The organism is Bacillus sp. BB51/4, assembly GCF_008368845.1.
Lineage (GTDB): Bacteria > Bacillota > Bacilli > Bacillales > Bacillaceae_G > Bacillus_A > Bacillus_A wiedmannii.
Genome location: NZ_QOSC01000014.1, coordinates 358,095 through 371,675 on the forward strand (window position 1 = coordinate 358,095; position 13,581 = coordinate 371,675).

General features: G+C 35.2%; 12 protein-coding genes and 1 other annotated feature. Of the genes, 9 read left to right on the forward strand and 3 right to left on the reverse strand.

Annotation, left to right across the window (positions count from 1 at the left end; genetic code table 11):
- Window positions 1-41: 41 nt before the first annotated feature.
- Window positions 42-1,682: a peptide ABC transporter substrate-binding protein gene (locus DN392_RS21650; RefSeq protein ID WP_071743303.1), complete on the reverse strand. Its 1,641-nt coding sequence runs from the start codon at window positions 1,680-1,682 to the stop codon at window positions 42-44.
- Window positions 1,683-1,926: 244 nt separating this feature from the next.
- Between DN392_RS21650 and DN392_RS21655 the strand changes: the two genes are divergently transcribed.
- The 4 genes from DN392_RS21655 to DN392_RS21670 all read left to right on the forward strand — a co-directional run bounded on the left by DN392_RS21655 (window position 1,927) and on the right by DN392_RS21670 (window position 5,574).
- Window positions 1,927-3,138, forward strand: a complete 1,212-nt coding sequence (locus DN392_RS21655; RefSeq protein WP_061673186.1) for an MFS transporter — start codon at window positions 1,927-1,929, stop codon at window positions 3,136-3,138.
- 10 nt (window positions 3,139-3,148) lie between these two features.
- Window positions 3,149-4,066, forward strand: a complete 918-nt coding sequence (gene cysK, locus DN392_RS21660) for a cysteine synthase A (protein ID WP_000762271.1) — start codon at window positions 3,149-3,151, stop codon at window positions 4,064-4,066.
- Window positions 4,067-4,143: 77 nt separating this feature from the next.
- Window positions 4,144-4,656 (forward strand): GNAT family N-acetyltransferase, encoded by a 513-nt coding sequence (locus DN392_RS21665; protein ID WP_061673185.1) that lies wholly within the window; start codon window positions 4,144-4,146, stop codon window positions 4,654-4,656.
- Window positions 4,657-4,749: 93 nt separating this feature from the next.
- Window positions 4,750-5,574 (forward strand): DUF4037 domain-containing protein, encoded by an 825-nt coding sequence (locus tag DN392_RS21670; protein ID WP_071743300.1) that lies wholly within the window; start codon window positions 4,750-4,752, stop codon window positions 5,572-5,574.
- 38 nt (window positions 5,575-5,612) lie between these two features.
- Here the strand turns inward: DN392_RS21670 and DN392_RS21675 are convergent, their stop codons facing one another.
- A complete protein-coding gene (locus DN392_RS21675; protein ID WP_061673183.1) occupies window positions 5,613-7,247 on the reverse strand; it encodes a putative polysaccharide biosynthesis protein in 1,635 nt (544 codons plus the stop codon).
- Window positions 7,248-7,467: 220 nt separating this feature from the next.
- Window positions 7,468-7,690 (forward strand) — a binding site (T-box leader).
- A 301-nt stretch (window positions 7,691-7,991) separates the two neighbouring features.
- Here DN392_RS21675 and DN392_RS21680 point away from each other — a divergent pair.
- Window positions 7,992-9,329, forward strand: coding sequence for a sodium-dependent transporter (locus tag DN392_RS21680; RefSeq protein WP_001088179.1), 1,338 nt, complete (start codon window positions 7,992-7,994; stop codon window positions 9,327-9,329).
- Between the two features lie 150 nt (window positions 9,330-9,479).
- Here the strand turns inward: DN392_RS21680 and DN392_RS21685 are convergent, their stop codons facing one another.
- A complete protein-coding gene (locus DN392_RS21685; protein WP_061673182.1) occupies window positions 9,480-10,184 on the reverse strand; it encodes a polysaccharide deacetylase family protein in 705 nt (234 codons plus the stop codon).
- Between the two features lie 326 nt (window positions 10,185-10,510).
- Between DN392_RS21685 and DN392_RS21690 the strand changes: the two genes are divergently transcribed.
- From DN392_RS21690 to DN392_RS21705, 4 genes are all read left to right on the forward strand, one after another.
- Window positions 10,511-10,774, forward strand: coding sequence for a CD3324 family protein (locus DN392_RS21690; RefSeq protein WP_000878310.1), 264 nt, complete (start codon window positions 10,511-10,513; stop codon window positions 10,772-10,774).
- 158 nt (window positions 10,775-10,932) lie between these two features.
- Complete coding sequence (locus DN392_RS21695; RefSeq protein ID WP_001015533.1) at window positions 10,933-11,619, forward strand: DUF421 domain-containing protein; 687 nt, start codon at window positions 10,933-10,935, stop codon at window positions 11,617-11,619.
- A gap of 110 nt (window positions 11,620-11,729) precedes the next feature.
- Window positions 11,730-12,371 carry a FusB/FusC family EF-G-binding protein gene (locus DN392_RS21700; RefSeq protein ID WP_000387080.1) on the forward strand — a complete coding sequence of 214 codons (642 nt, stop codon included), beginning with the start codon at window positions 11,730-11,732 and terminating at the stop codon, window positions 12,369-12,371.
- A 164-nt stretch (window positions 12,372-12,535) separates the two neighbouring features.
- Complete coding sequence (locus DN392_RS21705; protein ID WP_061673181.1) at window positions 12,536-13,420, forward strand: RCC1 domain-containing protein; 885 nt, start codon at window positions 12,536-12,538, stop codon at window positions 13,418-13,420.
- The last annotated feature ends 161 nt before the right edge of the window (window positions 13,421-13,581 follow it).

Here is a 13,581-nt window from a genome sequence, read left to right on the forward strand (position 1 = left end):
TAAAAAAGGCGATCCTAATATGCTTTAGGATCGCCTTTTTCTTATTCTGTAATAGAGGCCCATTTATAAGAATAAATTCCTGCAAATGGACGAACAACAACATCTTTTACTGTTGGACGTTCTAAATATACAAGTCCTGATTGGAAGATTGGAGCGATAGCTGCATCATCTTCAAGTAAGATTTTCTCTGCATCTTGGAACGCTTTCCAACGTGCTGGTAAGTCAGTTACTAAAGTAGAGCTCGTTTTCTCAATTAATTCGTCGTATTGTTTGTTTGAGTAACTCATCTTATTAAACGGTCCGTCTGTGACGAACATATTTAAAAATGTTGTAGGATCAGGATAATCCGGTCCCCAAGTGGAAAGTGAAATTTCAAAATCGCCATTTCCTTCACGGTCTAAAAATGCCTTTACTGGAAGGGGTTGTAATGTGATTTTTAGTCCAGGTAAGTTTTTCTCTAGTTCACCTTTTAAAAACTCACTAATTTTTTTATCGTTAGATTCATCAGTTGTTATGATTGAAAGAGAAGTGTTTTGTAAGTTTGTTTCTTTTTTCGCAGTTTCCCATAGTGCTTTAGCTTCTTTCACATTTGTTTCTACTTTTACATTACTTGTACTGCGAAAATCTTTATTATCAGGTCCTTTTACGAATCCTTTCGGAACGAATGCATTCGCAGGGATAGAACCATTATTTAAAATCGTTGTTGCGATTCCTTGTTTATCAAAAGCGAGCGAAATAGCTTTTCGAGCGTTTTTGTTTGCTAATAAAGGATTCTTTTGGCTAAATCGGAAAAATGTCACGGAAGGACGTTCCATTTTCTTTAAGCTCGGATCTTTTTGATATTTATCAACAAACTCTGAATTAATTGTAATTCGGTCTACTTGTTTGCTTTCAAATAAATTAACGGCTGTTGAAGTATCTTTTACGATATTTACATTAATTTCATTTAATTTAACGTTTTTATTATCCCAGTAGTTCGGGTTTTTTTTCATTTTATAACTTGTATCATGTTTCCATTCACTTAATTGAAACGGCCCGTTATAAACTACATTTGCAGCTTCAAGTCCGTAATTTTTCCCTTGTGTTTCTACAACCTTTTGGTTTTGAGGATAAAATGTTGCAAATCCCATTAACCCTAACAAGTATGGAACAGGGTGTTCTAACTGTACTTCAAGCGTTTTATTATCAATCGCCTTTACACCAAATGAATCAATTGGTAATTCTTTTTTATTTATTTTTTCAGCGTTTTTAATATCGAACATAATATGTGCGTATTCAGAAGCAGTTTCTGGGTTTATAGCACGTTTCCATGCGTATTCAAAATCATGAGCAGTCACTGGATCACCATTTGACCATTTTGAATCGTGTAATGTGAATGTATATGTTTTTCCGTCTTCGCTCAGTTTGTATGATTCAGCTGCCGCAGGAACAGGTTTATTGTCAGGACCAGGCATATATAATCCCTCCATTACGTTGTTTAATGCAGCGTAAGAAAACCCATCAGTTGCGATAGATGAATCAAGTGTAGAAATTTCCCCAGCTTCTACAATGTTTAATACTTGTTTTGAAGATTCTTTTTTCTTTTCTCCGGTAGTTGTTGCCTCTTGTTTTTGACCACATGCTGTTAAAAACATAGATAATGTGATTGAGAGTGCAACGATTCCTTTTGTTTTTTTCTTCATAGTTGTCATCCTTCCATTCATCTCCGTCCTATTATAAAAGAAAATATAGAAAATTTCTATAAATAAATCCGATAAAACGTATAGAAAAAATATATTATTTAAGAAGTGATATTTCTGGAAAAAGAAATGAAACCAGTATAGAATAGAAATGTTTCAAAAGTCAGAATTTATCGAGATTAAAGTCTTACTTTATTACACCTGCTGTAATAAATATATATTTTGTACAGGAAGGAGAGATTCATATATGCAGGCAGTTTCGAAAAAAAATACAATAGAAACACCGACGATATATCGAATACTATTTGCGATTAGTTTCGGTCACTTTTTAAATGACTCGATGCAAGCAGTTGTGCCGGCATTGTTTCCTATTTTGGAAAAAACGATGAATTTATCCTATATGCAAGTAGGGTGGATTGCGTTTGCGTTAAATATGACGTCATCGATTATGCAGCCGGTTTTTGGTATGTATTCTGATAAGAAGCCGTCACCATTTTTATTACCGCTCGGTATGTTTTCGAGTATGCTTGGGATGATTGGACTTGCATTTGCACCGAACTTTATTATTGTTATTATTTCTGTTTTATTTATCGGATTAGGTTCCGCAGTCTTCCATCCAGAAGGTGCTCGTGTTGCTTATATGGCGGCAGGGGCAAAACGAGGTTTAGCACAAGCAATTTATCAAGTGGGAGGAAATACAGGGAATTCCCTAGCTCCTATTTTTACAGCGTTAATTTTCGTTCCACTCGGCCAAATTGGCTCTTTAGGTTTTACAGCTTTTGCAGCGGTAGGAATTGTATTATTAATTTTCGTATCAAATTGGTATAGGAATGAATTAGCTACTGGTGCTGTAAGAAGAAAGAAGAGGGCTGCGCTTGAGGCTGAAAATGCGATAGTAAGTACACATATTAAATTTGTTATTATACTTCTTGTTTTTCTTACTTTTGTACGTTCTTGGTACGGTGCTGGTATTGGGAATTTTTATCAATTTTACTTAATTGAGCATTACGGTTTATCTATAAAAAATGCCCAGTATTTCGTATTCGCATTTATGATTGCCGGTGTATTAGGAACTTTCTTTGGTGGACCGTTAGCAGATCGATTTGGAAAGAAAACAATTATTGTATTTTCAATGCTTGGTTCAGCCCCACTTGCACTTTTATTACCTCACGTTTCGCTCGTATGGGTCGTACCGCTATTTTTATGTATTGGTTTTATTAGTTCAAGTAGTTTTAGTGTAATTGTTGTTTATGCGCAAGAGCTTGTTCCTGGAAAAGTAGGGATGGTATCTGGATTAATTGTAGGGCTTGCGTTTGGACTCGGCGCTTTAGGTTCTGTAGTCCTTGGGAAATTGGCTGACATATATAGTCTACAATTCATTATGTTACTATGTAGTTGTCTACCATTAATTGGACTTACTTCTTGGTTATTACCAAGTGATAAGAAAACGATAGAATAGGGGATGCACTATGAAATTATGTGAAAATGTTACAGAATTAATAGGAGATACACCTGTCGTCCGATTATCTAAATTTATTCCAGAAGACGCAGCAGATGTGTATGTAAAACTAGAAATGTTTAATCCATCACGCAGTGTGAAAGACCGTGCTGCCTATAATTTACTGCACGTTGCAGAAGAGAATGGTCTTATCAAACCAGGAGATACAATTATTGAGCCAACAAGTGGTAATACAGGAATAGGTTTAGCGATGAATGCAGCTGCGAAAGGGTATAAAGCGATTTTAATTATGCCAGACAATATGTCAAAAGAGCGTATAAATTTATTGAAAGCATATGGAGCAGAAGTAGTTTTAACACCGGCAGAACAAAGAATGCCAGGAGCGATTGCGAAGGCGTTAGAACTGCAAAAGCAAATACCAAATAGTTTTATTCCGCAACAATTTGAAAATCCAGCAAACCCGAATATTCATCGTTATACGACTGCACTTGAAATTTATGAACAAATGGATGGGGAGCTTGATGCATTTGTTGCAACGGCAGGAACTGGTGGAACTATTACAGGGACTGGGGAAACGTTAAAAGAAAAACTACCAAACTTATATATTGCAGTAGTAGAACCGAAAGGATCTCCCGTTTTATCAGGCGGTGTTCCAGGTCCTCATAAGCTAGTAGGAACAAGTCCAGGATTTATCCCAAAAAACTTAAATACAGAAGTGTATAACGAAATTATTCAAATTGCAGACGAAGAGGCTTTAACGACAATGAGAAACTTAGCAAGACAAGAGGGTTTATTAGTAGGGCCATCTTCTGGAGCTTCTGTTTATGCAGCGATTATGATAGCAAAACGATTAGGCGCTGGTAAAAAAGTTTTATGTATTGCACCTGATACGGGAGAACGGTATTTAAGTATGGGATTATTTGAATAAAAATGATAGAAACCCCTTAATGGTGAAATAGAGCTATTAAGGGGTTTGTTATAGGATATTAAGAGAGGAGAAACACAATGAAACTATTAAAACCGACAAATGAATATAGCGAACAAATTATGGAGTATCGAGAGGCATTTTTACATGCGGATGAACAACCACATGGCAGTAGTTCTTTACAAAATTTTGCTGCACTTGATGAATGGTTTGAAAAAGTGAGTAAACAGGAACTGGGAGAAAACTTACAAGGTAATCGAGTACCGTCTAGCCAATTTTTAAGTTTTGAAAACGGGGAACTTATAGGTTTTATGAATATTAGACATCGATTAAACGAAGAATTATTGCGGGAAAGTGGTCATATTGGATATAGTGTTCATCCGAATAAACGTCGCCAAGGCTACGCGACAAAACAATTGAAGCTCGCATTATATGAAGCACAAAAGTTAGGGTTACAGAAAGTGTTAATAACTTGCGATAAAGCTAATATTGCTTCGGCTAAAACGATTCAAAAGGTTGGCGGTGTTTTAGAAAATGAAGTAGTTTCTTCTCATACTGGGGAAATTGTTCAGCGTTATTGGGTAAAAATATGATTTAGTGGGAATTTGAAAAGGGAATGTAATACGCAATATCGAAATAGATAAATGAAAAAGTAAGGGTGTACTGCAATTATAGGGGGAAATGAAGTGGGATTAAAAGAGAAAGCGATAGAAATGTCGGAGGTTTATAGGAGAAATCCGAAGATCGAAGCTATTATTTTAGCAGGTTCAGTAGCTAGAAAGTTAGAAGATGAACATTCGGATATAGAATTACATATATTATGGTCAACGCCACCAGAGGATGAGGATCGTAAAGGGCCTATTAATCATATTGGTGGAGCGATTTTGTCATATCATCCTTATGAGGAAGAAGAATGGTCGGAAACATATTTGACAAAAGAGGGAATTAAATTAGAGATTAGTAACTTTTTAACAGAAACAGTAGAGAAAGTGATTTCGGATGTGGTGGATCAATATGATATAAGTTATGAAAAACAATGTATCGTATCATCCGTTCATGATGGTGTTAGTTTGTATGGAGAAGAGAAAGTGAATGAATTAAAAGATAGAGTGGTAGCGTATCCAGAAGATTTAGTGAAACGGATGATTTCAGAAAATCTTTGGTTAAGCAATCGCTGGCATAATCGAGAGGCTCTTTTAAAACGAAAAGATTGGCTTATGCTATATGATGTTATGTGTGAAGTACAAAGGAATATATTTGGGGTCTTATTTGGTTTAAACCGAATGTATGTGCATCACCCGGCGTTCAAATGGATGCCGAATAATGTGGAACGAATGAGTATTAAGCCTGAAAACTTATATGAGCGTATGGCGAATATGTTAATAGGGAAACCGGAGTATAGTGTACAGGAGTTAGAAGTGTTAATCGAAGAGCTATTACATTTAGTAGAACAACATGCTCCAGAATTACATATTACGGAACAACAAAAACATATTCAATATGCGAAGTGAAAAAGAAGGGATGTAACAATGCGTTACATCCCTTCTTTTTATTTGACTAATTTACCTAGTACGGGTAATCGCTGAATCCTATCACCGAGAATATGTGAAGCAAGTCCGCTCGTTAGGACGAATAAAAGGTAAACAAGTCCTCCTGCGACGCCACAAATACATACAATAAGCAGTGATTCGATATAAGATTGTCCAGGAATTAACCATTTTAAAATAGCTTTTAAAGCAATTACAACAGCAGACATCGCTGCGGAGTAGATTGTAATAAGAAGTACTGTTTTTGCTGTTTCGCCAATTTTAAATTTCGCAAACTTAATGATGCAGTACAACATAATAACATTGGAAACGAGGTATCCAAGAATTGTTCCAATTACAGCACCGTGTCCGCCAAATAAATGTAAGAGCGGTGTATTTACTAAAACTTTAACGAGAATACCGACTGAGAAAGCAATCATCGTTTTTCTTTGATAATCGATTCCTTGTAAAATAGCTGCTGAAACTGTGAAAATCGCACTTAATATAGCAGAAGGTGCAAATGAAATTAAATATTGTGATCCACCAAGTGCAATTTCAGGATTCACATAAACCATACGGAATGCATCATAAGCGATACTAGCAAGACCGAATGCAGCTGGGATAGTGAAGAATAACAAGACTTGAAATATCTTTGCAATTTGTTCTTGTAATTCTTCTAGTTTCCCGCTTGTATAAGATTTCGTTATTGCTGGAATGATCGTTAATGAGAATCCAGTTGCAAGTGAAGCTGGAATCATAATTAACTTTTGGGCATAGTTCGTTATATAAGCGAACACTGCATTCGCTGTTTCTAACGGCTCTCCCATAGCTCTAAGGACATCAGCTACAGTATATTGATCTACTAACGTATAGAGCGGAATTGCAATGCCGACAAATACAATTGGGATTGCATATCGAAGTAATTCCATATAAATATTTTTTAATGGGATATTCGATGCTCTTGACTTTAATTCTCCTTCGGGAGGCTTTAATCTATTATATTTTTTCCAGTACAGCATTAAAATCGAAACGCTGGCAAGTGCCCCGATAACAGCGCCAAACGTAGCAACTGCAACAGAAGAGGCGATTGAACCTCCTAATAGTTTTGAGACGATAAAACTACCAACTAAAATGAAAACAACGCGCGCAATTTGTTCTACGACTTGAGAAACGGCACTTGGTTTCATATGTTGAAAACCTTGGAAATAACCACGTGTAACACTCATAGCTGGTACGATAATAAGTGCGAAACTTAATGCTCGCATCGTAAGTGTTACGTCAGCGATAAATTGTGAATCTGGCGTTTTTGAGCGAATAATAAATTGTGATATGTACGGTGCTCCAATAAATAAAGTTAAAAACCCTAAAAAGCCCATAAACAGCATTAATTTTACGCTTGAGTTGTATAATTTTTTGCTTGTACTATAATCACCGAGCGCATTATGTTTTGCAACAAATTTAGAAACGGCAATAGGAATACCGGCAGTTGAGAAGCTTAATAAAATACCGTACCAAGAGTATGCATATCCATATAAAGCGACCCCTTGTGTTCCGACTAATAATTGAAAAGGGAAGAAGTATATAAAACCTAATATACGTGATATCATTGTCGCACCACTTAATAAAGCAGTACCTTTTAAAACTTTTGAAGTAGACAAAATTCTTTCCTCCTACTCGTGCTGTCTTGCATTTATCGTATACTACTATAAACCTGTTAGAGTAGTTAATATAGTATGGAACATAAATATTCTAATATTATTCATTTAAAAGTCATATTTTACATTTTTAAATAGAATGTAATACATAAAAATTCAAAATATAAGTTGACACTATTTTTAATGTATGATAAAAATGATAGTAATCAATTCGGAAAATAATATTTGGGCAATGAAAGGGTATAGTAGTGAATATCTCCCTATTTCAGAGAGCTGATGGTTGGTGTGAATCAGTATATAGATTATTCATGAAGTTCGTCCTGGAGCATCTTTCATAAATCTCACATTATGAGGAAATGAAAGACGGTAGTTTATACCGTTATCAAATAAAGTGGTGAAGATTGTTTCACAACTAGGGTGGTACCGCGATATTTATCGTCCCTACGTATTTACGTAGGGACGTTTTTTATTTAGGTCCTAACTTTGGTGTGGCTTCATAACTAGGGTGGTACCGCGATAATTTATCGTCCCTACGTATTTGCGTAGGGACGTTTTTTATTTAGGTCCTAACTTTGGTGTATCTTCATAACTAGGGTGGTACCGCGATATTTTTGTCGTCCCTACGTATTTACGTAGGGGCGTTTTTTATTAGTAGGGGGGAAGTGAACGTATTAGAAAAGAGTATGGATAGAACAATATAAATATCGAATTGTAACAAAGAAAAAGAGATAGAGAGGAGAATAATAAATGAATTCACAGCAATGGACATCGAAATTAGGTTTCGTATTAGCTGCAGCAGGTTCAGCAATTGGCCTTGGGGCGATTTGGAAATTCCCATATATGGCCGGCATCGGAGGAGGCGGGGCGTTCTTCCTTATTTTCATCGGTTTCACATTATTAATTGGTTTACCGCTATTATTAGCTGAATTCGTTATCGGAAGAAGTACACAAAAAGAGGCTGTTGATGCATATAGAGAAATCGCACCAAAAACATTATGGCCATGGTTAGGGAAATTAGGGATTGTAACTTGTTTCATATTACTTTCTTTCTACAGTGTTGTAGGGGGATGGATTTTATTATACTTATGGAATGCAATTACAGGTAGACTATGGGAAGGAAATGGCGCATACGAAGCTACGTTTGGTGAAATCATTTCCAATCCTTATTTAGCAGTAGGAGCACAGTTATTATTCATTCTTATTACTATTTTTATCGTAAGTAAAGGCGTACAAAACGGTGTTGAAAAAGTAAATAAATATTTCATGCCAGCGCTATTCGTTTTATTCTTTGTATTAATTGTTCGTGCTCTTACATTAGACGGCGCGGGAGAAGGAGTTCGTTTCTTCTTACAACCTGATTTCTCACATGTAACATCAGAAGTTATTTTATATGCGATGGGTCAATCGTTCTTCTCATTATCGGTCGGTGTAGCAGTAATGGTAACATATAGTTCATACTTACCGAAGGAAGAAAGTTTACCGCGTTCAGCATTTTCTATCGTAGCTTTAACATTAGTAATTACATTACTTGCAGGACTTGCAATTTTCCCAGTTGTATTTGCATTTGGATTAGAACCATCTCAAGGGCCAGGATTATTATTTATCGTATTACCTGCTATTTTCAGTAAAATGGCGTTCGGAAAAGTATTCTTCGTTATTTTCTTATTGCTGTTCTTCTTCGCAACGATTACATCTGCTATTTCTATGCTAGAAATTAGTGTTGCGTCGTTAACATCAAAAGGTAAAGGCAAACGTGAAAAAACGGCCTTAATCGTAGGGTTATTAATCTTCGTTGTGGGAGTACCATCAGCATTATCATTTGGTATATTAAGTGATCTGAAGATTTTCGGAAAGACAATCTTTGATTTAGCGGACTATGCAGTGAGTAACGTACTAATGCCACTTGGTGTTTTATTAGTTTCTATCTTTGTTCCTTTAAAAATGAAGAAAGATGTATTAATGAAAGAACTTGGTGTAAGTAAAAATAAAGGCTATAAACTGTTCGTATTATGGTTATTCTTACTTCGCTTTATCGCACCAATTGCGATAATTATCGTATTCTTAAATGTACTTGGCATTATTTAAAGAGAAAGGTAGCGTATCATTTTATGATACGCTACCTTTTTATCCCGCATTAACGGGAAGTAAGACCCCCGCCTCAAAACTCAGCGAAAGCGAAGAAGTTAGGTGGGGGATCAACTGCCCGTAAAAGCCCCCACTGATTAAAGTTTCACTTTATTTTGCTCTTTTTTGTAGTTCGTTTACTGTTACGAACTGATATCCCTTCTTAGATAAAGAATCTAAAATACCTTCAATGGTCTGTAAATTTTTATTAGACTCATCATACATAGAGTGCAGTAAAATGATAGAACCTGGTTTTACATTTTTATTAACATATTCAATTTTATCAGCAGCAGATTTATAAAAAGTATCAGGTTCAAGATCCCATGTGATTGTTTCGATATTGTTTTTATTTAAATAATAGGGCAGACCAATTAGCTTTTTTCCGTTAGGTGGTCTAAAATCAATTTCGCCTGTATATCCTGTTTGGCGGATTAATGAATTCGTTTTTTCAATTTCTTCTTTAATAAAAGAAGGTGTTTTAAAAACCATTCTGTTATGAGAATATGTATGATTTCCAAGTTGGTGTCCAGAGTGTGCGATAGCTTCTCCTAACGATAGATTTTTCTCTAATTCATTTCCGATTAAAAAGAAAGTAGCTTTTGCATTGTATTTATCTAGTAGCGGTAATATTTGTTTTACATTGCTAGTAGGGCCATCATCAAAAGTTAAAGCTATCACTTTTTCATCTGTTTCTACTCGGTTTGTTAAATCTCCAAACAATTGAAAACTTCTTGCGTTCATCAATTTGTATGTTCCGAATAATGCTACAGTAATAATGAATAATGTAACGATTGTAATGATTATTTTCTTTTTCATAAAGCAACCTCACTATACTTTTGGATTGGACTAAAAAGTATTATATCAAACTAAGTAGTTTCATGCTTTAAAAAGGATGTGGATGCAAGGGGAAGGAATTTATCATATAATAAAATGTAAAAGGTATATTAGGAGGTGTTTACATGGCGATTATAATTCAATTGCCGGACACTGCAACGTCTCATGCAAAGCCAAGTATGGAAATGGCGATACTTTGCGTGAGGTAGACAAGTAATATACAATCGCCTAAATGAGCTCGTATCATTTTTTATATTTGGCTTTGCACCTTATTGAAATGAATCATAAAAAATAAGGGGCGAGCAGAAATGAAATACGTAAAAGCTGCGACAGTTTTACCAGAAAGTTTAATTACTGAAATTCAAAAGTATATACAAGGTGAAACAATTTACATTCCAAAACAAGAAACAAAACATTATAAATGGGGTACACGATCTGGAGGAAGAAAACAACTAGATGAAAGAAATAAAGCAATTAAAGAAGCGTTTAAAAGCGGAATTTCCATTCATCAACTTGCAGAGGAATATTTTCTTTCCGGAGAAACGATTAAAAAGATTGTGTATTCTAAATGAAAATAAAAAGAGTCTAGTTCAAATATTATTTTGAACTAGACTCTTTTTGTTTTGTGAATATTGGATATGTTGCGTATGAATGGGAAAGATAATAGAAAAAATGTGCCGTTTTTTTATTAAACAGAATATTTGAGTGAAAAGCAGAAAGGTGACCATCTATGAATCATATTGGACAAATAACGATAGAGCTTTTAATTGGTTTTTTTGTTCTATTAATTGCTACGAAAATATTAGGAAAAACACAAATATCTCAGCTGACGCCATTTGATTTTATTTCTGCTATTGTTCTTGGTGAGCTTGTTGGAAATTCAATATATGATCCTAAAATTAAAGTGTGGTCTATTTTATATTCAGTATTTGTTTGGGTAATTTTAATTTATACAATAGAAGTTATCACACAAAAAATAAGAGGAACAAGAAGGTTTTTTGAAGGGTATCCTTCTATTATTATTCGTAATGGAAAGATTGATCGTGAACAATTAAGTGTAAATCATTTGGACATTAACCAATTACAACAAATGCTAAGACAACAAAAAGATATATTTTCAATCCGAGAAGTGGAGTATATGATTTTGGAACCTAATGGGAACATAAGCGTTCTGAAAAAGAGCAAGTATGAATCACCGACTATAAATGATTTAAGTTTGAAACATAAGCCTGTATACTTACCAATTTCATTAATTAGTGATGGAAAAGTAGTGAAAGATAATTTGAGGGAAGCAGGCTTTGATGAAGGATGGCTTTATAAACAAATAAAACAAAAAGGGATTACTAAATTTGAAGACGTATTATATGCAGAATGGAAGACAGATGATGGCTTCTTTTGTCAGGAAATGAAGCGGTAGAGAATAATCGATGTATGTAATATTCGTTTCTAATTTATCTTTTACATATCAAAAAGCTGAATCATTGTATACAATAAAACTAGATCAACAATTTGTATGGAGTGATAAAGATGGAAGCTTTTATTAGAAGTGATCAATATAATTTTATAAAGTCACAAGCTTATATTTTAGCAAACGGGCATGCAACGGCAAATGATAGAGGTGTAATTCAAGCGTTAAAATCACTAGCGATTGAAAAGATAATACATGTATTTGAGAATTTAACGGATGAACAAAAAGAGTTAATGGATACGGTATTAACAGTTCAAAATAGAGAAGATGCAGAATCGTTTTTAATGAAAATAAATCCGTATGTCATTCCATTTCAGGAAGTTACAGCACAAACATTAAAAAAATTATTTCCTAAAGCGAAAAAGTTAAAACTGCCTGATATGGAAGAACTGGATATGAAAGAATTATCTTATTTAAGTTGGATTGATAAGGGATCAAGCAGGAAATTTATTATAGCAAAAAATGATAAAAATAAGTTTGTTGGTCTGCAAGGAACGTTCCAAAGTTTAAATAAAAAAAGCATTTGTTCATTATGTCATGGACATGAAGAAGTAGGGATGTTTTTAGTTGAAATTAAAGGTGATGTACAAGGAACTTTCGTTAAAAAGGGAAACTATATTTGCAAAGATGGTGTAGCTTGTAATCAGAATATGAAATCACTTGATAAATTGAACGATTTTATTGAACGATTGAAGAAATAAAGAAAAAACCTCTAGTATTGAAACTGGAGGTTTTTATTTTTTGAAGAAGTAATAATAGGCTTCTTTTATAGTTGTAAATTTATAAAAAAAATCGGGTCATTTATAATGAAATTAGATAAAAATATCTATTTGGATACAGTTGCTTATATGCAAGGAGGTAAAACATGAATTACGAAGAGATATTAAAAGTGAAACGGTGGCCTAAAGGTACGATAGCGGCAGGTCGTGGTCATACAGTTGCTCTTAAATCGGATGGCACAGTTGTGGCAGTAGGGCGAAATAAAGAAGGAGAATGCAATGTAAGCCGTTGGTGTGATATTGAAGCAGTCGCAGCGGGCAATGTTCATATGGCGACGAACACGGGTAATGCCCATACAATCGCTCTGAAAAGTGATAGTACTGTGGAAGCGGTGGGGTGGAATAAGCATGATCAATGTGATGTAAACGAATGGCATAATATTGTATCGGTTGCGACAGGGTGGCGTCGTACCCTTGGCCTTAAACCGGATGGTACGGTAATAGCGGTGGGCCGAAATAAAGAAGGAGAATGCAATGTAAGCAGCTGGCGTGATATTGTGGCGGTCACGGCAGGTGACTGGCATACAGTCGGTCTTAAATTGGACGGCACAGTGACCACAGTGGGGAATAATCGATATGGACAATGCGATGTAAGTGACTGGAGTGGTATGGTGGCATTGGCGGCAGGTTATCTTCATACTGTAGGTCTAAAATCGGATGGAACGGTGATGGCTGTTGGTAATAATAAACATGGCCAATGTGATGCAAGCAGCTGGCGTGATATTGTGGAAATAGCGGCAGGGAGTAAGCATACAGTCGGTCTGAAATCAGATGGTACTGTAGTGGCAAGGGGTTCGAATGAGTATGGTCAATGTAATGTAAGCGATTGGAGTGATATTGTAGCGATAGCGGCTGGTTGTGCGCATACAGTCGGTCTGAAATCAGATGGCACCGTTGTGGCAGTAGGTGATAATACATACGGTCAATGCATTGTAAGCAGTTGGCACAATATCCGATTGCCCGGTAATTAGTTTTTAATAACGATTTGTTGATATGGAATGAAAATGGTTGCTTTACAATAAATCACTAGTAATATTATTCTATTTTAGGAGTAATTATGGAATAGGATATGTAGATAAGGATCCCTTTTAAAAAGAGGGTCTAAATGGAATTTTTGAACAAGCTTTATTTC

Coding starts and splice junctions, on each gene's coding strand:
- DN392_RS21650 (WP_071743303.1), bottom strand. CDS start 1,682: ATGAAGAAAAAAACAAAAGGAATCGTTGCACTCTCAATCACATTATCT.
- DN392_RS21655 (WP_061673186.1), top strand. CDS start 1,927: ATGCAGGCAGTTTCGAAAAAAAATACAATAGAAACACCGACGATATAT.
- cysK (WP_000762271.1), top strand. CDS start 3,149: ATGAAATTATGTGAAAATGTTACAGAATTAATAGGAGATACACCTGTC.
- DN392_RS21665 (WP_061673185.1), top strand. CDS start 4,144: ATGAAACTATTAAAACCGACAAATGAATATAGCGAACAAATTATGGAG.
- DN392_RS21680 (WP_001088179.1), top strand. CDS start 7,992: ATGAATTCACAGCAATGGACATCGAAATTAGGTTTCGTATTAGCTGCA.
- DN392_RS21685 (WP_061673182.1), bottom strand. CDS start 10,184: ATGAAAAAGAAAATAATCATTACAATCGTTACATTATTCATTATTACT.
- DN392_RS21690 (WP_000878310.1), top strand. CDS start 10,511: ATGAAATACGTAAAAGCTGCGACAGTTTTACCAGAAAGTTTAATTACT.
- DN392_RS21695 (WP_001015533.1), top strand. CDS start 10,933: ATGAATCATATTGGACAAATAACGATAGAGCTTTTAATTGGTTTTTTT.
- DN392_RS21700 (WP_000387080.1), top strand. CDS start 11,730: ATGGAAGCTTTTATTAGAAGTGATCAATATAATTTTATAAAGTCACAA.
- DN392_RS21705 (WP_061673181.1), top strand. CDS start 12,536: ATGAATTACGAAGAGATATTAAAAGTGAAACGGTGGCCTAAAGGTACG.